The following is a 19,728-nucleotide window of genomic DNA, read 5'->3' as shown; positions in this document are numbered from 1 at the left end:
CGGCGGCGACGATGACCGACGGGACCGAGCCGGGGCCGACGCCCCGACGGGCGTCCGCCCGGATGATCCTCGCAGTGGTCGCCGCCGCTCTGCTCGTCTGCTGCTGCTCCGCCGCCGTCGGCCTGTTGATCTCCTGGTCGGCCGGCCTCTTCCACACCCCGACCTGACCGGCCGACGGCTGACGCCGCATCGAGGTGGCGTCAGCCGCGGCCGGCCCCGACCAACGCCGCCGCCTCGCCGGTCCGCACCATCCGCTGCCAGCGCAGCCGGTTGCCGATCAACGCGGTGACCACCGACTGCACCACCACCAGATACATGAGCTGCCGGTAGACCAGTTGCTGGAACGGCAGCGCCCACAGTGGGCCGTACCGCTCCCGGTCCAGTCGCAGCGCGTACGCGGCGGTGGCCGCCTGGAGCAGCAGCAGGCCCGCCCACGCCAGGGCGAGGGTCGACCAGGGCAGGAAGAGCAGGCCGTACACGGCGAACACGTCGACCGCCGGCGCGGTGAGCGGCAACACGATCTGGAACACCGTGAGGTACGGCAGGCCGCGTCGGCCCAGTTTGCCTCCGGCACCCGACTCGCGCAGCGCGTGCCGGTGCTTCCACATCGCCTGCATGGTGCCGTAGCACCAGCGGTAGCGCTGCCGCCAGAGCTGGCGCAACGACGACGGGGCTTCGGTCCAGGCGATGGCCGACTCCTCGTAGACGACCCGCCAGCCGGCCCGGAGCACCTTCATGGTGAGGTCCGTGTCCTCGGCCAGCGTGTCCGACGGCACCCCTCCCACCCGCAGCAGCACCTCGCGGCGGAACGCGCCGATCGCGCCGGGGATGGTCGGCATGCACTCCAGCACGTCGTACATCCGTCGGTCGAGGTTGAAGCCGATCACGTACTCCAGGTGCTGCCACCGACCGAGCAGGCGACGCCGGTTGGCGACCTTGGTGTTGCCGCTGATCGCGCCCACCGACGGGTCGGCGAAGCCCTGCACCAGGCGATGCACGGTGTCCGGCTGGAAGACGGTGTCGCCGTCGACCAGGACCAGCAGGTTCGCCCGCGCCGCCCGGATGCCCGTGTTCAGCGCCGCTGGCTTGCCGGCGTTGGCCTGCCGGATCACGCGCACCCCGCGCAGTCGCATCCGCTCGACGATGTCGGCAGTGCCGTCGTCCGACCCGTCGTCCACCACGATCACCTCCAACGCCGGGTACGCGCTGGCCAGCAGGGACCGGACCGTGGCGGCGATGTTCGCCGCCTCGTTGTAAGCGGGCACGATCACCGACACCGGTACCCGCACCTCGGGACGGTCCCGGCGGGGCCGGCGGACCCGGCGCACGTGCCGCTGGGCGCAGAGCACCTGCACGGCCAGACGCGCCACCCCGAGCACGAGTGCGGTGGCGAGCAGGAAGTTCATCACCTCGGCGGACCAGCGGGCACCGGCCTGGGTCCAGCGCAGTCCGGTGCCGCTCAGCCGGCTACCAGTGCCCGCCGGAACCATCGACGGTGAGGCGTCGATGCCGGCGGAGACGGTGGTGAACCGGTAGCCCTGATCGCCCAGCGCAGGCAGCAGGCGGTCCAGCGCGGCGAGGGTCTGCGCCCGGTCACCGCCGCCGTCGTGCATCAGCACCACCGCTCCCTGTCCCCGCTTCGGAGTGGCGGCGCGCACGATCTGGTCGGTGCCGGGGCGCTGCCAGTCCTTGGTGTCCAGGTCGGTGAGCACCGCGACGTGCCCGGCAGTGGCGGCGGCGCGCAACGCGGCGTACTCGGACCCGGTCAGCGCCGTCGGCACCGAGGAGAACGGCGGCCGGAGCAGGGTCACTTCCCGGCCGGTGGCCGACGCGACCGCCTTGCGGGTCAGCGACAGTTCGAGGTCACGCCGCCACGGCGGCACCTCGGCGAGGTCGGCGTGGGTGAACGTGTGCGACCCGATCTCGTGCCCCTCGGCAAGGATCCTCCGGACCAGTTCGGGGTGCTCGTTGACCCGGGCGCCCACCACGAAGAAGGTGGCGTGGGCGCCGTGCCGACGCAGCACGTCGAGGACCTGCGGCGTCCAGCGCGGGTCCGGCCCGTCGTCGAAGGTCAGCGCGATGGTGTGGTCCGGCAACGCCCGACTGACCGGTTCGGCACGGTCCAGCCGTAGCACCGGGCCACCCGAGCCGACGGCGGCCGGCACGTCCGGCGCGGGCTGTGCGGTGGCGTTTCCCGAGCCGCCCGCGAGACCGGTCAGTAGGCCGTTGACGGTGAGCGCCGCGAGCAGCAGGAGCAGCCCGAGCAGGAGCAGCAGCCAGTGCGCCCGAGGGTCTCGCCGGGCCACGTGTCTCGCCATCGTCACTGCGGCTTACCGGGCGACCTGCTCGGCTTGGCGGTCTTGCGGTGCTCGTCGCCACGGCCCGGTTGGTCGGTGGCGGATGGCGTGCCGGTGGCCGTGGCGGTCGTACCGGCCGTGGTCGGGGATCGGTCGCTGGTCGGGGTGGCGCGCGGCAGCGGCGCTGACGTACGGCCCACCGGCGACGGCGACTTGGCCAACCGAGGCGGGTTGACCCCGTCCACGCCGGCCTCCACCGGGCGCGTCCCCCGGGAGTCCTCCGACCAGCCGGGCAGTGGCACCGAAGTGTCCAGGAAGAGCCCCGCGGCGATCAGGACGAGACTGGTGAGCAGGCCAAGGCCCATCGCTGTGCCCGCGATGACTGTCAGCCGGCGGCGACGCCCGGTGCCGTCGACGAACACCGGCGGGACAGAGCCCGGTTGACTGTGCATCTGCAAACTCCCACCGTCACCACGCCGGCAACCGGCGTCGGAGACCCGATGGGCCGGGTCTCCGTTGCACACAGCGGCGCCGCCACCAGCGGCGTTACATCGACTCAGGTCGTGCGCAGCTCGTCCAGGGCGGTGCTGGCGCGCAGGAAGAGCAGGCCGACACCGATCGTCACCAGCACCGCTGCCAACGCGCCGGCGCCGAGCCACGCCAGGTGCTCCAGGGGTACGGGGACGGCTCGCTCGATCGTGGGGGCGTACACGATCCGGGTGTACTGCTCGCGGGTGGCCGGGTCGTCACAGAGCGCCGCCGTGGCCTCGCAGATCTCCGTCGACGAGACGCCCGTCGAGACCTTCCCGACGAGCCCACGGCCGAGCAGCGTGCCGACAGTGAGCGCGAGCAGGATCGCCGGCACGGCCGGGGCCAGCGCCTGCCAGGCCACCGAACGGCTCAGCGTGGCGCGGGGCACCCCGGTGGCGACCAACGCTGCGTAGGCACGTCGACGGGCGACGATCCCCTCGACCAGCGCGACGACAAGCCCACCCGTCGCGATCAGGATGGCCACGGCGATCGCGCCATCGACGTAATCCATAGTGGACAGGTAGAACGGGTTGGTGCCGCCATCCAACCCCACCAACCGGCTCTGCTCCCGCTCAAGCTGGTCCTTGGTCCCGAAGTAGGCCCGCTGGGCGGCCGCGCCCCCGCCGAAGATCAGGGCGGCGAGAAGCGCCGCGAACGTGCGGCTACCCGCCCACGGGTCGGCCATCAGCCGGCCCGCCGCGAGGAGGGCAGCCGGGCCGCGGGCGTGCCGACGCAACAACCGCCCGCAGTGGTAAGACAGCCAGCCGGTGCCGATCACCACACCGATCATCGCCGCGAGCGCGCCCACCGCGAACAACGCCGGCACCAGCCAGGCCACCAACTCGGCGTCGTCGGCGAACCGGTGGACCACCGGGCGGATCACCGCGAACGAGGCCACGCCGAACCCGATCAGGAGCCCCGCCCACGGACCCGGACCACGCTCGCGAGCCGCCTTGCGGCTCACCCCGAGCGGGCTGGTGGTGACCGTTCGCAGCATCAGGGCGGTGGCCAGCGCCGCCACGACCGGCAGACCGAGCACCAAGCCGGCCAGCGCGCCGGTCGACGGCAGCACGTCGGTGGGCAGGGCCAGTTGACCCTGCGCGTCCGGGCGGTGCAGCAGATCGCGGCCGACCAGATAGACACCCAGCCCGACGAGCGTGCCGAGCAGAGCGGCCACGCCGGTCTCCAGCACCACCAGCCGGGTGACCTGTCCGGGCGTGGCGCCGGCCAACCGGAGCGCGGCCAACCGGCGGTCCCGTGCCGGCGCGCCGAGCCGGGCGCACTGACCGGCCAGCGCCAGCACCGGGATCATCAGCATCAGCAGCGCGAACGCCGTACCGCCGCGCAACCCGGGCTCCACCAGCAGAGCGTTGTGATACTGCTCCGACCACCTGTCCTGGTTCTCGTCCGTCGCCACGGGGGTCGGGATGGCCAACACGGTGAACGCCGCGAGCCCGGCCAGTGTCGCCAGCAGGGCACTGAGCGCGGTGAGCACCACCCGGGCGGTGTCGGTACGGGTGCCGGCGAGCGCGAGGCGGAGCAGCGTCGCCGGTCTCACCGAGCGCCGCCGGTCAGCGGCACGTCGAGCCCCAGGCCGGTGTGGTCCACCAAGCCGTCACGCAGCACGATCTCCCGATCTGCGTACGCGGCGATCCGCGGCTCGTGGGTGACAAGCACGACGGCGGTGCGCTGCTCGCGGGCGAGCCGGACCAGCTGGGTGAGGACCTGCTCGCCGGTGAGCGTGTCCAGTGCGCCGGTCGGCTCGTCGGCGAAGAGCACCCGAGGCTCGGTCACCAGCGCCCGCGCCGTGGCGCAGCGCTGCTGCTGACCCCCGGACATCTCACCCGGCCGAACGTCGGCCACCTCGGCCACCCCGAACCGTTCCAGCCAGGTGAGCGCCGCCGTCCGTGCTTCTCGCCGCCCCGTGCCGGCGAGGAGCAGGGGCAGGGCGACGTTCTCGGCGGCGGTCAACTCGGCCACCAGCTGACCGAACTGGAACAGCACCCCGAACTCCGTGCGCCGCAGTCGGGACCGGGCCGCCTCCGACGAGGTGTCGATGCGGTGCCCACGCCAGGTGACCTCGCCGACGTCCGGCCGGAGGATCCCGGCCAGGCAGTGCAGCAGGGTCGACTTGCCGCAGCCACTCGGCCCGGTGACGGCGACGATCTCGCCCTCGGCCACGTCGAGCGTCACGCCGCGCAGCGCGGGCGTCGGGCCGTACGCCCGAACCACGCCGCGAGCCTGGAGTTGCGTCACGGATGCACCTCCCGGTGCCAGTCGGCGACCCGGCCCAGGGTGGCGTGCAGCCACCGCAGATCCGCGTCGAGGTGGGCGATCGCGAAATCGGCAGCGACCACGTCGCTGAGGGTGGCGGCCGGATCGGCCTTGACCGCGGTCAGCTCCCGCAGCCGTGCGGTGTGCGCGGCCCGCTGGGCGATCAGGTACGACCGGGCCCGATCGACATCGGCGACCAGGAGTGCCACCACGACCTTGGTGAAGAGCGTGCTGGCCACGTACGGCATGGGTGCTTCCACAGTGGACAGCCATTGGTCCAGCGTGTTCCGCCCCTGGTCGGTCAGCGCGTACGCGGTGCGATCCGGCCCGCCCGCCCGGTCCTGGCCGGCGGCAGCCACCAGCCCGTCGCGTTCGAGGCGGCCGAGAGTGGCGTAGACCTGCCCGAAGGCCAGTGGCCGAGCACGCGGCAGCCGCTCGTCGTGCGCACGCTTCAGCTCATATCCGTGCCGGCTGCCCCCAGCGAGCAACCCGAGCAGAACATGCGGCGTGGACACCCCGCCCACTATTCACCCAGCGAATACCCAAGTCAACAACCCACCCCACCCCACCCCACCCCGCCAACGCCCCCGACCCACCCGAACCCACACCGTTGATCAAGAGGTTTGCGTCACCAGCACGCCGAAACTTGACTCAAACCTCTTGATCACCGAGGGCGGGGCGGGTGGGGGCGGGTGGGCAGGCCGGGAGGTGGGTCAGGGGGTTTGGGGCCAGGTGGGGGTGCGGCCGGTTTGGGTCAGGAGGTGGGCCAGGTCGGTTGTCGGGTCGGGGGTGGGGGTGGGGGTGGGTAGTGGGTCGGCGAAGACGCCCATCTTGCGGGCGGTGGGGCCCAACTGCTCCACCAGCTCGTGCAGCTGGGCCACCACCTCCGGGGCCGGGTGGTACGGCTGGCCGGTGGCGACCGCGAGATCCCAGCCGTGCACAGTCAGGTCCAGCAGGGCCATCCCGCCGATGGCGGTCTGCGGCATGGGCATACGCGGTGACATGCCCTCCACCGCGGACGGGTCCGACCAGGCGGTCACCAACCGGCCGGTCTCCACCTCGAAACGGTCCCGCCAGCCGTCGCCCAGGTGGTCAGGCTTCTCGGCCCACTCCACCTGTCGCTTCTCGGCCAGGTCCTGAAAGTTGATCACCACCTGGAAGAGGTGGTTGAGCAGATCACGGACCAGGTAGTCGCTGCACGGGGTGGGCAGGTCCAGCTGGTCGTCGGAGATACCCCGTACGACATCGACGGTTCGCGGCGCGGCGGCCGCCAGCAGCTCGCTAGTCTGAGTGGACATAGGGCCAGCGTATGAGGGTGGTCTTGAACAAATGCGACAGCGACCGCGTGGCGACAGCCGGGGAATTCTCGACCCCGGGCGCCTGCTGCGCGAGATGCGCTTCCGCCGACACCTGCCGGCGGAGTCACTGCGCCAGTGGGTCGAGCACTACTGGTTGATCGACTGGGCGTTGAGCGCGCCGTTCGAGCAGCGGGTCGTGCCGCACCCGGCGGTGAACGTGGTGTTCCGACGGGACGACGACGGGCCCGAGTCCGGCGAGGTGGCCGGGGTGGGGCGCGACCTGTTCCGGATCACGCTCAACGGCGCCGGGCGGGTGTCCGGGGTGCAGTTCCGCCCCGGCGGCTTCCACCCGTTCTGGCGGCGCGCGGTCAGTGACCTGACCGGCCGTAGGGTGCTGCTGCCCTTCGGCCGGCTGACCCACCCGGACGTCCCGGTGGGCGCGTCTCCGGGAGCACCCACCTCGTCGGCCGGCGACGACGAGCGCTGCCGGGCGCTGGACGCCATCCTCACCGCCTGGCAGCCGGAGCCGGACCCGGTGGCCGAGGAGGCCGTCCGGCTGGCCGAGGCGATCCGTACCGACCGGACGGTGCTGCGCGTCGACGACTTCGCCGCGCGGCACGACGTTCCGGTCCGCCGGTTGCAGCGGCTCTTCATGGAGTACGTGGGGGTCGGGCCGAAGTGGGTGATCCGCCGCTACCGGCTCCAGGAGGCGGTCGAACAGGCCGCCGGTGGCCCGCTGAGCTGGGCCGATCTCGCCGCCGACCTCGGCTACAGCGACCAGGCCCACCTGGTCCGTGACTTCACCGCCGTGGCCGGGGTGTCCCCCGCCGCGTACGCCCGCTCGGTGAGCTGAGGAAGCCGAGGAGCTGACAGAGCTTGACAGAGCTGACAGATCAGCGACGCCGCAGGACGACCACGGCGACGTCGTCCTGGATCTCCGGTGGGGCCAGTTCCACAAGCAGTCGGGCGCAGAACTGGTCCAGGTCACCGTCGACAGTCGCGGCGACCGCAGCCAGTGCGGCCAGCCCCTCGTCGATGGCGGCGTCCCGTCGCTCGATCAGCCCGTCGGTGTAGAAGACCAGCGTGGCCCCGGCCGGCACCACGAACTCCAGGTCGGCGGGGCGCGGGGCGCGGACGCCGAGCAGCGGCGCGGAATGCTGCACGAACTCGACCTTGCCGTTCATGATCATCAACGGTGGAAGGTGCCCGGCACTGGCCAGCCGGACCCGTCCGGTCGGCGGGTGCATCAGCAGCACACAGAGCGTCGCCACCTCGTTCGGCAGCAGTGTCCGCATCAGCTCGTTGACCCGGTGCAGGATCTCGCCGGGCTGATGGCCCTCGACCGCGTACGCCCGCACCGCGTGCCGCAGCTCGGCCATCACGGTCGCCGCGTGCAGCGAGTGGCCGGCGACGTCCCCGATCGCGAGCAGCAGGTGACCGTCGAGCATCACCAGCTCGTAGAAGTCGCCGCCCACCTCGGTCTGCGCGCTGGCCGGCTCGTAGCGCACCGCGAGGTCGAGGCCGGCCACGGTGGGCAGCCCACGCGGGAGCAGGCTGCGTTGGAGGGTGACAGCGATCCGGTGCTCCTCGTCGAACGAGCGCTGCCCCTCCACGGCCGCCGCCACCGCCTGAGCCAGCTGCTTGAGCACCGGGGTCCGCGCGGTCTGGGTGGCGGTCGGGACCACCACGTACAGCGGGGCCCGGTCCTCGCGCAGTCGGGCGGCGGCGACGGTCACCGTGTCGTCCGCCGGCCAGTCGACGAGCGCCCAGTTCGACGGGGCCTCCACCCGCACTGTGGCGCCGGTGGGCACCCCGGTGTCGTCGACGACCCACGGCACCACGGCGGCCACCGCGCCGGGACCGGCGCAGACACCCGCGAGGCAGTCGCCGTCGAAGGTTTCGGCGATCACCGCGGCCGGGCTCTTGAAGATCTGGGCGGCACCCTCGGCGGCGGCCTCCAGCAGGCGCGCGAAGGTCGGCGCCGCGTGCACCGCGACTGTCGTGTCGGCCAACCCGAGCAGCCGCTCGGCGAGCAGTTCGGCGCGCTGCCGGGCCTGGTAGTAGCGCAGCACCGCGCGGGTGGTGGCGATCAGCTCCTCGGGCTCGATCGGCTCGGTCAGGTACGCGTCAGCGCCCCGGGTCAGCCCCTGGGCGCGGTCGGCCACGTCCACGGCGTGCGCCGAAACGTGGATCACCGGCATCGCCGGGTGCCGCGCCTTGATCTGTTCGCAGACCTCGTAGCCGCTCAGGTCGGGCAGCCGGACGTCGAGGACCACCAGGTCGATCCGGTCCACCTCGACCCGAGCCAACGCCTCGGCGCCGTTCTCGGCCTCCAGCACTGTGAACCCGGCCCGGGTCAGCCAGCTGACCAGCAGGTAACGCTTGGTACGACTGTCGTCGACCACCAGGATGGTTGTCGGCATGCCGTCCACGCCGTCACGCCCCGCCGATGGGCAGGGAGACGGTGAACGTGCTGCCTTCGCCCGGCGCGCTGGCCAGCTCCAGCGACCCGCCGAGCAGCGTCACCAACCGCCGGGCGTACGGCAGACCGAGGCCGGTGCCGCCGACCCGGGTGGCTCCGGGGATCTGGTAGAACTCCTCGAAGATCCGGTCGTGCAGCTCGGGAGCGATGCCCGGCCCGGTGTCGCGGACCTCGAACTGCCAGCGGTCGCCGTGTTGGCTGGCCCGCAGGCGCACCTCGCCACGCTCGGTGAACTTCAACCCGTTGTGCAGCAGGTTGCGCAGCACCTGGCCGAGCAGCACCTCGTCGGTGCGCAGCAGGGCCGGCCCGGTGGGCTCCTCCACGACCAGCTCCACCCCGGGGCGGGTGGCGAGCGCGCGCAGGGTGCCGCGTAGTTGACCGAAGACCGGCCGCAGGTCGACCTCGGTCAGGTCCGGCTCGATCCGACCGGACTCGGCTTTGGCCAGGTCGAGGAGTTCGTTGACCAGGTTGAGCAGATCCGCCGCCGAGGAGCGGATCAGATCGACCTGGCGGCCCTGCTCGTCGGTGAGCGGGTCGGAGGCGGAGTCGGTGAGCAGCCGCCCCAGGCCGATGATCGCGGTGACCGGGGCGCGCAGCTCGTGGCTCACGTTGGCCAGGAATCGGCTCTTCGACTCACTCGCCGCACGGAGCTGGGCCGACTTCTCGTCCAGCTCGGCGTAGAGGGCGACGACGCCCCTGTTGGTCTCCTCCAACTCCTCGGTGAGCTGGTTGTAGAGCGCCAGCACTCCGCGGTTGGTCTCGGCCAGCTCCTCGTTCAGCACGGCCAGCTCGTCGCGCTGACTGCGCACCTCGTCCAGTGCGGCGATGAGCTGCCCGTTCTGCACTGTCAACTCGTCCAGCGCACTGGCCGGCGCGGTGCGGCCGAGTTCGGTACGGAACTCGGCGAGCCGCTCCGGGGTCGGCGTCGGCGCGTTGGCCGGGACTCGTCGGGACATCCGTACGACCGTAACCCCGTCGACGGTCGACACGCTCAGTGTGTCGACCAGTCGGGACACCGCGCCGGACTGCGGTTGGTAGCGATCGTCCGGCAGCGGGGACACCGGGGCCAGGTCGGCGCGCAGGTGGAACCGGCCGTCGGCGCCCGCGTCGACGTGGAAGGAGACGTCCGCTCCGCTGGCCGTCCGCAGCAGATCCCGAGCGACCTCGCTGAGCGCTGTGGCGATCCGTACCTGGTCCTGGTGTTCGAGGCCGACCACGGCGGCCACCTCGCGTCCCCGCTGACGGATCACGAAGATGTCCTGCTCGACCCGCAGCGCCATCTGGAGCAGTGGCAGCCCGGCCGGCTCCCCGCTCACGCCCACGACCTCGCGACCAGTACGCAGGCGTCGTCACGTCGCAGACCGGCGTCACGGAGCAGGGTCGCCGCCATGACCAGCGGGGATCGCTCCGCCAGGCCCGGGTAGTCGGTCATCCGCCACCGGTCGACCACCCCGTCGCTGTGCATCACCAGCCGGGCGCCGGGTCCGAACGGGTAGTCGTACTCCCGGATCGTCGGTCGTTGGTGGCCGGCGATGCCGGGCAGCGACACCAGCCCTCGACGGCGGCCGTCACCCTCGACGACCACGCCGGCGATGTTGCCCAGGCCGGCGTAGTGCAGCACGCCGGCGTCCGGCATCAGTTCGCCGACGGCGAGCGCGGCGCCCCGGGTGTGCGACATGCTCCGGTGCAGGTGACCGACCACCATCGCCGGTGGGCCGGCCGGGGCGTCGCGGAACGCGGCCAGCGCGGCGTCGGTGGCGGCCCCGGCCAGCGGGCCGTGCCCCAACCCGTCACTCACCAGCACCTGGTGCCGCCCGTCGACGACCCGCACGGCGTAGCCGTCGCCGCTGATCGTCTCGCCGGTCAGTGGTCGGGTGAGAGCCCCGGCCCAGGACGGCCGGGCCGCCTCGGCCGGCCAGACCTGCACGGCGAGGACGGTGCCCCGGCCGGGCAGCGAGTATCCGTCGAACCAGCTGGCCTGCCGGACGATGGCACCCAGACCGATGCCGAGTGTGCCGGTGGTGGAGTGCCCGTCCTGGGACGAGACGGTCAGGTCGGCCATGCCGGGCCCGGAGTCGATGGCCACCATCTCCACCCCGGCCTGCCCGGCGCGGCGTACCGGCCGGAGCAGCAGGACACCGTCGTCGGCGTGCTTGACCAGGTTGCTGGTCAGCTCGGCGGCGACGATGGCCAGGTCGGCGATGCGCGCCGCACCCATCTCCACCTGCGCGCCGAGACGTTCGGCGGCACGCCGGACGGCACTCGCGGCGCTGCTGGCCTCCACCCGGAACCAGATGCCACTGTCGGTGACAGCGTCGGCGTTCACCTGGACCACTTGGTGACCGTGATCCGGGTGCCGGTCTCCGTCGACGTCTCGATCTGGAACTCGTCGACCAGGCGTCGCGACCCACTGAGCCCGAGGCCGAGGCCCCCGCCGCTGGTGTAGCCGTCGGTCATGGCCAGATCGAGGTCGGCGATGCCCGGCCCGGAATCGGCGAACACGATCTGCACGCCCTTGCGTCGGCCGTTGTCCACGACCGTCACCTCGACCGAACCGCCGCCGCCGTACACCAGGGTGTTGCGGGCCAACTCGCTCGCCGCGGTGACCACCTTGGTCTGGTCGACGAGGGACAGCTTGACGGCCACCGCCACGGCGCGGACCAGCTGCCGGACGCGCACCACGTCCTCATCGCTGCGGACCGACTGTGCCTGTGGCTGGCCCAGGTCGATGCCCGCGGTCACGGCCTGGCCGTCTCGGCGTCCGGATCGTCGTCGAGCTGGTAGTCGAGCTCGTCGGCGTGGGCCGCCGCGATCAGCTCCATGCCCCGCTCCACGTTCAGCGCGGTACGGATGCCGTTCAGCGACAGCCCGAGTTCGACGAGGGTGATGGCGACGGCCGGACGCATCCCGACCACCACCGTCTCCGCGTCGAGCACCTTGGAGATCGACGCGATGGTGGAGAGCATCCGCCCGACGAAGGAGTCGACGATGTCCAGTGCGGTGATGTCGATGATGACGCCGTGGCAGCCGGTGGCGACGATCCGCTCGGCCAGATCCTCCTGGAGCGCGACAGCCGTCTGGTCGGACATGTCGAGCTGGATGGAGACGAGAAGAATGTCCCCGATCTTGAGGATCGGAACCCTCTCCATCAGGCGTCCCGACGCGGCTGGCGGCGAGCGGTCTCCACCCCGTTGAGCCGCAGCACGTGGCGCAGCGCGTCGGCGAGGCTCGCCTTGGTGGCGATGTCGCCGAACTCGATGCCGAGCGCCACGATGGTCTGCGCGATCTGCGGGCGGATGCCGGAGATGATGCAGTCAGCGCCCATCAGTCGGGCGGCCACCACGGTCTTCAGGATGTGCTGGGCGACCTGGGTGTCCACCGCCGGTACGCCGGTGATGTCGATGATCGCGTACGGCGAGCTGGTGTCGACGAGGGTCTGCAGCAGCCGCTCCATGACGACCTGGGCCCGGGCCGAGTCCAGGGTGCCGACCAGCGGCACGGCGACGACGCCCTCCCAGAGCTTGACCACCGGCGTGGAGAGTTCGAGCAGCTGCTCGGCCTGATCGGCGATCAGACTCTCCCGGGTGCGGACGAAGCTCTCGAACGTGAACAGGCCCATCTCGTCGACCAGCTTCGAGAAGGCGACGAAGTCCTGCAGTGCGTTCGGGCCGCCGGTCTCCTGCACCAGCTCGGCCAGCACGTCCTTTAGCGCGAAGATGCTGACCGTGGTCTCGGTGGCGGAGAAGCCCTGCCGGGCCCGGCCACGAGACAGCTCGGAGAGCGCGGCACGCAGTTCGCCGGCGCTCTCGGCGGACAGGTCGATGGTGCCCTGCTCGCCGGTGGTGATGATGGCACGGTGCAGGTCCTGGACCTGTCGGCGCAGCTCCGCCTGGCTCAGCCGGCCTCGCAACGAACTGGTGACGATCTCGGTCCACCGAGTCGTGACCCGTTCGTCCTGCCCGCTCAGCAGCGCGGCGAGCCGACCACTTTCTTCGGTGCTCAACGCCATTTCGAACCCCCTTGACCTGGACCGGGCGGACTCTATCACCGGGGTCTGATCAACTACTTGCCCCGTAGCAACGGAATGACGATGGCCACCGGATCACCGCTCCCGTGCTACCTCCGACCATGGTCGTGGGATACCGTTCCCCCGATAACAGGAGGTCTGGCGAATGTCGTTGACGGTGCACACGGAACAACGCGGCGACGTGGTCGTCGTGGCGGTCGCGGGCGAGCTTGACATGGCCACCGCACCGCAGCTGCAGGACCAGATCACCGACCTGCTCGACAAGGGCCGCAACCGGCTGGTGTTCGACCTGGCGGACGTCTCTTTCTGCGACTCGACCGGCCTGTCGGTCTTCGTCCGCGCCAAGAACAGCTGCGACGAGGCGGGCGGCGTGGTCCGGCTGGCCGCTCCGCAGCGCGGCGTGCTGCGCATCCTCGAGGTGAGCGGGCTGGTCGAGGTGCTGCACACCTACCCGACGGTGGATGAGGCAGTCGCCGGCGAATCGACGCCGGCTTCCTCCTGACCGTCCGCGTGCGTCACTCGTCCTCGACGTAACGGGGACGAGCGATAGCCATGCCCGCCGTCGTCTGCACGGCCAGGGCGCCCAGCAGGAACCCGATCGGTGCGGTCCAGCCACCGGTGGCCTCGTAGAGGATGCCGACCATCAGCGGACCGAGGGCGGCGATCACGTACCCGGTGCTCTGCGCGAACGCGGAGAGCGCGACAGTGCCCTCGGCCGTGCGGGCGCGTAGGCCGATGGCGGTCAGGATCATCGGGAACGCGCCCTGACCGATCGCCAGCAGGGCGACCCAGAGCAGCGCGGCACCGTGCGGCGCGAACGCCAACCCCAGGTAGGCCAGTGCCGACGCGGTGGTCAGCCCGAGCACCAGCGGGCGCAGGCTGCCGAGCCGACCGGCCAGGGTGGGCATCAACAGCGCGATCGGCACGCCGAGCGCGGTCACCCCGGCGAGCAGCAGCCCGGCCGACTCCGGCTGGTAACCGGCGTCGCGGAACAGTTGGGCCAGCCAGCCCATGATCGCGTACCCGCTGAGCGACTGCGCCCCGAAGTAGACAGCCATCGCCCAGCCGAGCCGGGTCCGCGCCGGCCGGACCCGCACCGGCGTGGCGGCGACCGCCGTCGGGGTCGCCCGCCGCGCCGCGGCGCGGGTCCGCAGCGCCAGCGGCACCCACGGGAGTACGGCCACCGCGGCCATCGCGGCCCAGACGCCGAGCCCGGCCCGCCACGACCCGAAGGCGTGCGCGATCGGCACCGCGGAGGCGGCGGCCACCGTCGTGCCCACTGTCAACGCCATCGTGTACGCCCCGGTGACCAGGCCGGTGCGGTGCGGGAAGTGCTGCTTGACGAGCATCGGCAGCAGGATGTTGGCGACCGCGATGCCGGACAGCGCCAGCGCGCTGGTGAGCACGAAGATCAAGGCCGAGTCGGTGACGACCCGGAGCACCTGGCCCACGGCGAGGGCGAGCATGGCGACCACCAGCACCCGGGCCGGCGCCACCCGGCGGACCAGCCACGGGGTGAGCGCGCCGAGGCCGGCGAACGCGATGGTCGGCAGGGTGGTGACCAGACCGGCGGTGACGCCGGAGAGGCCCAGCCCGTCGCGGACCTCGTCGAGCAGCGCGCCGAGGCTCGTCACCACGGCGCGCAGGTTGAGCGCGACCAGCAGCATCCCGACCAGCACCAGCGCGCCACCGGTCGCCGGGTGCGTCCGCCGGCCGGTGCCGGGGTCCCGCGTCGGGCGAGGGTCGACGGCGACGGGGGCGGGCAGCGCCGGAGCGGCGGTTGGTGGCGGGGTCATGACCGCTAACCTACAATCATGGGATGAATTTGGGACCGGTGATGTAACCAGTGCCACCGTCGGTTGAATTCCCCTCCGCGCCGCCGGTGCCGCCCGGCGGCCAGCCAGCCGTGCCGCCCCACAGCCAGCCCGCCGTGCCGCCCCGCGGCCACCGGGTCCGGCAGACCACCGAGCAACTCCGCGCCCGGATCCTCGGCGGCGAATGGCCCGTCGGCGGGCGCATCCCCACCGAGCCACAACTGGTCGCCGCGCTGGGCGTCGGGCGCAACACGGTCCGCGAGGCGGTCCGCGCCCTGGTCCACGCCGGGGTGCTGGAGTGCCGGCAGGGCTCCGGCACCTACGTGGTGTCCACCGACGAACTGGCACCTGTGGTCGCCCGCCGACTCGGCGACGACCGGATGACCGAGGTCATCGAGGTACGCCGCGCCTTCGAGGTGGAGGCCGCCCGGCTCGCCGCGTTGCGGCGTACCCCGGAGGACCTGGCGGCGCTCGACGGCGCGCTCGCCCAGCGCGAGGCCGCCTGGCACGGCGGCCGGGTCGACGCGTTCGTCGAGGCCGACGCGGCACTGCACACGGCGGTGGTCGCCGCCGCGCACAACGCCATGCTCGCCGAGCTGTACGCCTCGGTGGGCACCGCCCTGCGCAGCACTGTCGCCCAGGCCATGGGCGGGGAGCTCACCCCTGAGCGCTACGTCGACCACACCCGGCTGGTCGAGGCGATCCGGGCCGGCGATCCCGGCCGGGCGGCGCTCGAAGCCGGCGCTTTTCTGGAACCCGCCGAACGGGCATAGGTTGTGCCCGACAGAAAAGCGGACACCTCGGGAGTACGAATGCTCAAGGGCTTCAAAGACTTCATCATGCGCGGCAACGTCGTCGACCTGGCGGTCGGTGTCGTCATCGGCGCCGCGTTCACGGGCGTGGTCACCCAGCTCACCAAGTCGTTCCTCGACCCGCTGATCCGGGTCTTCGTGCTGCTCATCACCGGTAGCGACAAGGGCCTGGCCGGCACGGCACCCAGCTTCCGCGGCATCTCGTTCGACTGGATCGCCTTCGTCAACGCGGTGATCACCTTCCTGCTGACCGCGATGGCGCTCTACTTCCTGGTCGTCTACCCGATGAACCGGCTGGCCGAGCGGCGCAAGCGGGGCGAGGAGCCGCCGCCCTCGGCGCCGAGCGAGGAGGTCAAGCTGCTCACCGAGATCCGGGACGCCCTGGTCTCCGCCGGCCACACCACCCCCGGCCAGCAGCGTGGGGCGCTGGACGACGTGCTGGGCCGCCGCCCGGAGCCGCCGACGCAGCGCTGACCCGAACGGATGCACATCGGCCCCTGTGGGATTCCCGCAGGGGCCGCACCTTCTCGTACGTGTGTTCGATAGAGTCCCGCCATGGAGCAGCGAAAGCACTGGTGGAACGGGAAGTGGGGGCGGCTGGCCCGGCGGGACGTCTTCCTGCGAGTGGACGCCGACCGGTGGCACGTCGAGCAGCGGGCCGGCGGCGCCGAGGGCATCTCCCGTTTCTACGAGTACGGCAGTGCGGACGAGGCCGAGGACACCGTCCGGGCGCTGCTCGACGGCCCGGACACCTGGCGGGAGCTGTCCCCCCGACCGCCCGGCGGCTGGACCCTCCCGAACAGCTGAGTGGCCTGGCCGTGGAGGCGGTATTGCTTTCGACGGTGATGACTCTGAGGCATCAATATGACTCAGAGTCATAACGCTCTCCGGGCCATCGCCTCCAGGCCCGCCGCCTCAAAGCCCGCCGCCTCCAGGTCGCTGCCGCAGTTGCTGAGCGTCGGGCGAGTGGGCGGGCGGCGGCGTTTAGCGGCGCGCCACCCTGGGAACCGCAGCGGGATGGACCAGCAGGACGAGCAGCAGGCGACCATCTCGCGGATCACCACCGGGATGCCGGTGATCGACTCAGCTGGCACCGAGGTCGGCACCGTGGACCTCGTCCAGCGGGGTGACCCGAACGCGGTGACCGTCCAGACACCGACCGCCGACCCGGGCAGCAGCCTGGACGAACTGATCGAGGCGACCGCGGTCGAGGAGCCGGACGTCCCGGCCGATCTGGCGGCGCGGCTGCTGCACAGCGGCTATCTGAAGGTCTCGACCGACCTGACCCGCACCGGCGCGGTCTACGTACCGGCCGACCGGATCGGTGCGGTGGCCGACGGCCGGGTCCTCCTGGCCGTCGGGGTGGCCGACCTGCCGCCCGAGGAGTGACCCAACCTCCCTGACCGACTCGGGTCCACGGCATTCGGGGTGTCCGGAGCCTCGGGACAGCCCGACATCATGAAACCCGAGTGGATCTTCTCGGCGCCGAAGGGGCGGGTTGGTCGGGCGCGGCGGTGGCGGGCTGATCCGGCGCGGCGGGTTGGCGGCGGTGGAAGATCAGCAGCATCAGGCAGCCCGCGACCAGGCCCCAGAACGCGCCGCCCACGCCGATCAGCGTCACCCCGGACGCGGTCACCACGAAGGTGACCACGGCGGCCTCCCGGGTCGCCGGGTCGGTCACCGCCGAGGCGAGCGCGGTGGCGAGGGCGCCCAGGAGCGCCAGCCCGGCGACCGCCTCGATGAGGATCGGTGGGGCGACCGCCACCAGCGTGGTGGCTACGCCGGCGCCCAGACCGAGCACTGCCAGCCCGGCGCCCGCGGTGACCGAGGCGATCCACCGGCGCTCCGGGTCGGGGTGCGCGTCGGGGCCGGCGGCCAGCGCGGCGGTGATCGCCGCGAGGTTCACCGCGTGCCCGCCGGCCGGGGCGGCGAGCAGACTGGCCAGACCGGTGGTCCGCAGCGCCGCGCCGAACGGCGGCCGGTAGCCGTAGCCGACCAGCACCGCCATGCCGGGTACGTTCTGCGCGGCCATGGTGACCAGGAACAGCGGCAGGGCCAACCCGACCAGCGCTGACGCGTTCCACGCCGGCGCGGTCAGCGTGACCGACGGGATCAGCGCGGCACCGGTCAGGCCGGTCGGCGGTGCGGTCAGTGCGATCGCCGCCACCGCCACCACCAGCGCGCCGGGCACCGCCCAGCGTCGGGCGAACCGGTGCAGCAGCAGCCAACCGACCACCACCGATCCGGCCACCACCGGCAGCTCGACAAGCGCGCGGACCGGGGCGGTACACAGCGGCAGCAGCACCCCGGCGAGCATCGCGCCGGCCACCGGCTTGGGGATGGCGGCCACCGCACGGCCGAGCGGCGGGAACAACCCGGCCGCGACGATCAGCACACCGGAGACGAGGAAGGCGCCCACCGCCACCGGCCATCCGCCCGGCGGTGGCCCGGTCGCCACCAGCAGCGCCGCGCCCGGCGTGGACCAGGCCACGCTCATCGGTATCCGGTACCGCCAGCCCAGCCAGACGGCGACGAACCCACTCGCCACGCAGAGCGCGAGCAGGCCGGAGGCGGCCTGTGCGTCCGACGCGCCCGCCGCTCGGAGCCCGGCCAGCACGACTGTGAACGAGCTGGCGAAGCCCACCAGCGCTGTCACCACCCCCGCCAGCACCGGTTGCACGCGTCCGGCCACCCCACCCTCCCGACTGTTCCGTTTACGGAACGGAAGCGTGTAGCACGATAGCCGGGTGCCGCACCCACCACCAGTCCCGCGCCCCGGCCTCGACGTGGATCCCGCCGTCGTCGGGCGCCGGGTCCGTGCCCTGCGCGAGGAGCAGGGGATCTCGCTGTCCACACTCGCCCGGCTCGCCGGTGTCGGAAAGGCCACCCTCTCCGGCCTGGAGCACGGCACCCGCAACCCGACCCTGGAGACGCTCTGGGCGGTCACCGCGCAGCTCGGCGTACCGCTGACGGCGGTGCTGGCGGAGCCGGCCGCCGGGCCCACAGTGCACGGCACCGCGGTCACCGCGACCCTGCTGGAGGTCTTCACCGACACCGACGCGACCTACGAGCTGTACCGGATGCGGGTCGCGCCCGGCCCCGGCCAGCTCTCCCCCGCCCACCCGGCGGGAGTCACCGAGCACGTCACCGTCTTCGCCGGGGTGTTGCGCGCCGGGCCGGCCGACGCACCGCTGACCGCCCCGGCCGGTGGCCACCTCCGCTGGGTGTCGGACGTGCCACACAGCTACGCGGCGGTGGGTGACGAGGAGGTCGCCGCGAGCCTGCTGCTGCGCTATCCGCGCCGCTGAGACCCCGCCGATCGGTCACGGACCGTCGGCTCCGTCGACGAAAATCGCAATCATTTCTCGACCTAGGTAGGAGGCGTAGAGACGAATGCGGGTTGTTCTTGGCAAGCTTGACCCCATGACGCTGATCCTCCGCTCGGTCATCCTCAACGACATCGGCTTGGTGCGCACCAACAACGAGGACTCCGCCCTCGCCGGTGACCGCCTGATCGCCGTCGCCGACGGCATGGGTGGGCTGCCTGCGGGCGAGGTGGCGAGCGAGATCGTGATCCGGATTCTGGACGAGCTGGCTCCGCCCACCGATCCCGACGGCGCCGCCGACGCGCTGCGTGCCGTGGTCAGCACCGCCAACCAGCGCATCCACGCCGCCATCACCGTCGACCCGAGCCGGGACGGCATGGGTACGACGCTCACCGCGGCGCTGCTGGCCGGGGAGACACTGGTGCTGGCCCAGGTGGGCGACTCCCGTTGCTACCTGCTGCGCGAGGGGGAGCTGACCCAGCTCACCCGGGACGACACGTTCGTGCAGGCGCTTGTCGATCAGGGCACCCTCTCTCCCGAGCAGGCCCGCCACCACCCGCAGCGGTCCCTGGTGACCCGGGCCGTGCAGGGCGCCGACACCCCACCCGCGGTCGGGGTGCTCACAGTGGTCCCCGGTGACCGGCTGCTGCTGTGCAGCGACGGGCTCTCCGACTACGTCGAGGACGAGGCCATCGCCGCGGCCCTGGGCATGTACGCCGACCGCCAGCAGTGCGGTGAGCAGTTGGTGAAGCTGGCCCACCACGCCGGCGCCCCGGACAACGTCACAGTCGTGGTCTCCGACGTCGTCGCCCGCTGACCCGTACCGCTCACTCGGCGGCTCACCCGAACCGACTGGTTCGGGTTCCG

Annotated in this window: 23 protein-coding genes; 9 read left to right on the top strand and 14 right to left on the bottom strand. The window is 72.2% G+C overall.

Annotated features, from left to right (window positions below; translation table 11 throughout):
• Nucleotides 1-11: 11 nt before the first annotated feature.
• Entirely contained in the window at nt 12-167 is a 156-nt protein-coding gene (locus ABZ794_RS05060) for a hypothetical protein (protein ID WP_210785245.1), read from the top strand.
• Nucleotides 168-200: 33 nt separating this feature from the next.
• On the opposite strand, the gene ABZ794_RS05055 is transcribed toward ABZ794_RS05060, so the two are convergent.
• The 6 genes from ABZ794_RS05055 to ABZ794_RS05030 form a co-directional block, all read right to left on the bottom strand.
• A complete protein-coding gene (locus ABZ794_RS05055) occupies nt 201-2,318 on the bottom strand; it encodes a bifunctional polysaccharide deacetylase/glycosyltransferase family 2 protein (protein WP_357514334.1) in 2,118 nt (705 codons plus the stop codon).
• 2 nt (nt 2,319-2,320) lie between these two features.
• Nucleotides 2,321-2,749, bottom strand: a complete 429-nt coding sequence (locus ABZ794_RS05050) for a hypothetical protein (protein ID WP_357514332.1) — start codon at nt 2,747-2,749, stop codon at nt 2,321-2,323.
• Nucleotides 2,750-2,853: 104 nt separating this feature from the next.
• Nucleotides 2,854-4,386 (bottom strand): FtsX-like permease family protein, encoded by a 1,533-nt coding sequence (locus ABZ794_RS05045; RefSeq protein ID WP_357514330.1) that lies wholly within the window; start codon nt 4,384-4,386, stop codon nt 2,854-2,856.
• On the bottom strand, nt 4,383-5,084 hold the full coding sequence (locus tag ABZ794_RS05040) for an ABC transporter ATP-binding protein (RefSeq protein WP_357514328.1): 702 nt from the start codon (nt 5,082-5,084) through the stop codon (nt 4,383-4,385). The genes ABZ794_RS05045 and ABZ794_RS05040 overlap by 4 nt, the downstream gene beginning before the upstream one ends.
• Complete coding sequence (locus ABZ794_RS05035) at nt 5,081-5,617, bottom strand: PadR family transcriptional regulator (RefSeq protein ID WP_357514326.1); 537 nt, start codon at nt 5,615-5,617, stop codon at nt 5,081-5,083. Before ABZ794_RS05035 ends, ABZ794_RS05040 begins: the two co-directional genes overlap by 4 nt.
• A gap of 198 nt (nt 5,618-5,815) precedes the next feature.
• Nucleotides 5,816-6,400 carry a TIGR03086 family metal-binding protein gene (locus ABZ794_RS05030; RefSeq protein WP_357514324.1) on the bottom strand — a complete coding sequence of 195 codons (585 nt, stop codon included), beginning with the start codon at nt 6,398-6,400 and terminating at the stop codon, nt 5,816-5,818.
• A gap of 31 nt (nt 6,401-6,431) precedes the next feature.
• Here ABZ794_RS05030 and ABZ794_RS05025 point away from each other — a divergent pair, with 31 nt between their 5' ends.
• Entirely contained in the window at nt 6,432-7,253 is an 822-nt protein-coding gene (locus ABZ794_RS05025; RefSeq protein ID WP_357514322.1) for an AraC family transcriptional regulator, read from the top strand.
• A 40-nt stretch (nt 7,254-7,293) separates the two neighbouring features.
• Here the strand turns inward: ABZ794_RS05025 and ABZ794_RS05020 are convergent, their stop codons facing one another.
• From ABZ794_RS05020 to ABZ794_RS04995, 6 genes are read right to left on the bottom strand one after another with little or no spacing between them, the layout of a single operon-like run.
• Nucleotides 7,294-8,823 (bottom strand): SpoIIE family protein phosphatase, encoded by a 1,530-nt coding sequence (locus ABZ794_RS05020; RefSeq protein ID WP_357514320.1) that lies wholly within the window; start codon nt 8,821-8,823, stop codon nt 7,294-7,296.
• 13 nt (nt 8,824-8,836) lie between these two features.
• On the bottom strand, nt 8,837-10,162 hold the full coding sequence (locus ABZ794_RS05015; protein ID WP_357514643.1) for a sensor histidine kinase: 1,326 nt from the start codon (nt 10,160-10,162) through the stop codon (nt 8,837-8,839).
• Nucleotides 10,163-10,194: 32 nt separating this feature from the next.
• The gene (locus ABZ794_RS05010) at nt 10,195-11,208 is read right to left on the bottom strand and encodes a SpoIIE family protein phosphatase (protein ID WP_210786895.1); all 1,014 of its coding nucleotides are present in this window, start codon (nt 11,206-11,208) and stop codon (nt 10,195-10,197) included.
• Nucleotides 11,205-11,624: an anti-sigma regulatory factor gene (locus ABZ794_RS05005; RefSeq protein ID WP_145796443.1), complete on the bottom strand. Its 420-nt coding sequence runs from the start codon at nt 11,622-11,624 to the stop codon at nt 11,205-11,207. The genes ABZ794_RS05010 and ABZ794_RS05005 overlap by 4 nt, the downstream gene beginning before the upstream one ends.
• Nucleotides 11,621-12,031 (bottom strand): STAS domain-containing protein, encoded by a 411-nt coding sequence (locus tag ABZ794_RS05000; RefSeq protein ID WP_210786869.1) that lies wholly within the window; start codon nt 12,029-12,031, stop codon nt 11,621-11,623. Before ABZ794_RS05000 ends, ABZ794_RS05005 begins: the two co-directional genes overlap by 4 nt.
• The gene (locus ABZ794_RS04995) at nt 12,031-12,891 is read right to left on the bottom strand and encodes an STAS domain-containing protein (protein ID WP_210786870.1); all 861 of its coding nucleotides are present in this window, start codon (nt 12,889-12,891) and stop codon (nt 12,031-12,033) included. The genes ABZ794_RS05000 and ABZ794_RS04995 overlap by 1 nt, the downstream gene beginning before the upstream one ends.
• A gap of 163 nt (nt 12,892-13,054) precedes the next feature.
• Between ABZ794_RS04995 and ABZ794_RS04990 the strand changes: the two genes are divergently transcribed.
• A complete protein-coding gene (locus ABZ794_RS04990; RefSeq protein WP_091395791.1) occupies nt 13,055-13,411 on the top strand; it encodes an STAS domain-containing protein in 357 nt (118 codons plus the stop codon).
• Nucleotides 13,412-13,424: 13 nt separating this feature from the next.
• Here ABZ794_RS04990 and ABZ794_RS04985 read toward each other — a convergent pair whose 3' ends face one another.
• Nucleotides 13,425-14,576: an MFS transporter gene (locus ABZ794_RS04985; RefSeq protein WP_238689271.1), complete on the bottom strand. Its 1,152-nt coding sequence runs from the start codon at nt 14,574-14,576 to the stop codon at nt 13,425-13,427.
• A 239-nt stretch (nt 14,577-14,815) separates the two neighbouring features.
• Here ABZ794_RS04985 and ABZ794_RS04980 point away from each other — a divergent pair, with 239 nt between their 5' ends.
• The 4 genes from ABZ794_RS04980 to ABZ794_RS04965 all read left to right on the top strand — a co-directional run bounded on the left by ABZ794_RS04980 (nt 14,816) and on the right by ABZ794_RS04965 (nt 16,924).
• The gene (locus ABZ794_RS04980) at nt 14,816-15,496 is read left to right on the top strand and encodes a FadR/GntR family transcriptional regulator (RefSeq protein WP_210786897.1); all 681 of its coding nucleotides are present in this window, start codon (nt 14,816-14,818) and stop codon (nt 15,494-15,496) included.
• A 39-nt stretch (nt 15,497-15,535) separates the two neighbouring features.
• The gene (mscL, locus tag ABZ794_RS04975) at nt 15,536-16,009 is read left to right on the top strand and encodes a large conductance mechanosensitive channel protein MscL (RefSeq protein ID WP_210786874.1); all 474 of its coding nucleotides are present in this window, start codon (nt 15,536-15,538) and stop codon (nt 16,007-16,009) included.
• A gap of 81 nt (nt 16,010-16,090) precedes the next feature.
• Nucleotides 16,091-16,342: a hypothetical protein gene (locus ABZ794_RS04970; RefSeq protein ID WP_030486188.1), complete on the top strand. Its 252-nt coding sequence runs from the start codon at nt 16,091-16,093 to the stop codon at nt 16,340-16,342.
• Between the two features lie 210 nt (nt 16,343-16,552).
• The gene (locus tag ABZ794_RS04965) at nt 16,553-16,924 is read left to right on the top strand and encodes a hypothetical protein (RefSeq protein WP_210786876.1); all 372 of its coding nucleotides are present in this window, start codon (nt 16,553-16,555) and stop codon (nt 16,922-16,924) included.
• Nucleotides 16,925-16,991: 67 nt separating this feature from the next.
• On the opposite strand, the gene ABZ794_RS04960 is transcribed toward ABZ794_RS04965, so the two are convergent.
• Nucleotides 16,992-18,227, bottom strand: a complete 1,236-nt coding sequence (locus ABZ794_RS04960; RefSeq protein WP_357514316.1) for a benzoate/H(+) symporter BenE family transporter — start codon at nt 18,225-18,227, stop codon at nt 16,992-16,994.
• 55 nt (nt 18,228-18,282) lie between these two features.
• Between ABZ794_RS04960 and ABZ794_RS04955 the strand changes: the two genes are divergently transcribed.
• On the top strand, nt 18,283-18,843 hold the full coding sequence (locus ABZ794_RS04955; protein ID WP_238689218.1) for an XRE family transcriptional regulator: 561 nt from the start codon (nt 18,283-18,285) through the stop codon (nt 18,841-18,843).
• Between the two features lie 115 nt (nt 18,844-18,958).
• The gene (locus ABZ794_RS04950; protein WP_112586332.1) at nt 18,959-19,678 is read left to right on the top strand and encodes a protein phosphatase 2C domain-containing protein; all 720 of its coding nucleotides are present in this window, start codon (nt 18,959-18,961) and stop codon (nt 19,676-19,678) included.
• Nucleotides 19,679-19,728 lie beyond the last annotated feature (50 nt).

It is taken from the genome of Micromonospora sp. NPDC047187 (assembly GCF_040643355.1).
GTDB classification, from domain to species: Bacteria; Actinomycetota; Actinomycetes; order Mycobacteriales; family Micromonosporaceae; genus Micromonospora; species Micromonospora salmantinae.
Note: the sequence above shows the minus strand (reverse complement) of the source record. Positions and strands in the feature narration are given on the sequence as shown.

What these genes read in the sequence shown, in the direction of transcription:
- ABZ794_RS04990 (WP_091395791.1), top strand. Translation starts at nt 13,055, where the DNA reads ATGTCGTTGACGGTGCACACGGAACAACGCGGCGACGTGGTCGTCGTG.
- ABZ794_RS04965 (WP_210786876.1), top strand. Translation starts at nt 16,553, where the DNA reads ATGGACCAGCAGGACGAGCAGCAGGCGACCATCTCGCGGATCACCACC.
- ABZ794_RS05025 (WP_357514322.1), top strand. Translation starts at nt 6,432, where the DNA reads ATGCGACAGCGACCGCGTGGCGACAGCCGGGGAATTCTCGACCCCGGG.
- ABZ794_RS05060 (WP_210785245.1), top strand. Translation starts at nt 12, where the DNA reads ATGACCGACGGGACCGAGCCGGGGCCGACGCCCCGACGGGCGTCCGCC.
- ABZ794_RS05050 (WP_357514332.1), bottom strand. Translation starts at nt 2,749, where the DNA reads ATGCACAGTCAACCGGGCTCTGTCCCGCCGGTGTTCGTCGACGGCACC.
- ABZ794_RS04995 (WP_210786870.1), bottom strand. Translation starts at nt 12,891, where the DNA reads ATGGCGTTGAGCACCGAAGAAAGTGGTCGGCTCGCCGCGCTGCTGAGC.
- ABZ794_RS05015 (WP_357514643.1), bottom strand. Translation starts at nt 10,162, where the DNA reads ATGGCGCTGCGGGTCGAGCAGGACATCTTCGTGATCCGTCAGCGGGGA.
- mscL (WP_210786874.1), top strand. Translation starts at nt 15,536, where the DNA reads ATGCTCAAGGGCTTCAAAGACTTCATCATGCGCGGCAACGTCGTCGAC.
- ABZ794_RS04970 (WP_030486188.1), top strand. Translation starts at nt 16,091, where the DNA reads ATGGAGCAGCGAAAGCACTGGTGGAACGGGAAGTGGGGGCGGCTGGCC.
- ABZ794_RS05055 (WP_357514334.1), bottom strand. Translation starts at nt 2,318, where the DNA reads ATGGCGAGACACGTGGCCCGGCGAGACCCTCGGGCGCACTGGCTGCTG.
- ABZ794_RS04950 (WP_112586332.1), top strand. Translation starts at nt 18,959, where the DNA reads ATGACGCTGATCCTCCGCTCGGTCATCCTCAACGACATCGGCTTGGTG.
- ABZ794_RS05020 (WP_357514320.1), bottom strand. Translation starts at nt 8,823, where the DNA reads ATGCCGACAACCATCCTGGTGGTCGACGACAGTCGTACCAAGCGTTAC.
- ABZ794_RS05030 (WP_357514324.1), bottom strand. Translation starts at nt 6,400, where the DNA reads ATGTCCACTCAGACTAGCGAGCTGCTGGCGGCCGCCGCGCCGCGAACC.
- ABZ794_RS05000 (WP_210786869.1), bottom strand. Translation starts at nt 12,031, where the DNA reads ATGGAGAGGGTTCCGATCCTCAAGATCGGGGACATTCTTCTCGTCTCC.
- ABZ794_RS04985 (WP_238689271.1), bottom strand. Translation starts at nt 14,576, where the DNA reads ATGCTGCTGGTCGCGCTCAACCTGCGCGCCGTGGTGACGAGCCTCGGC.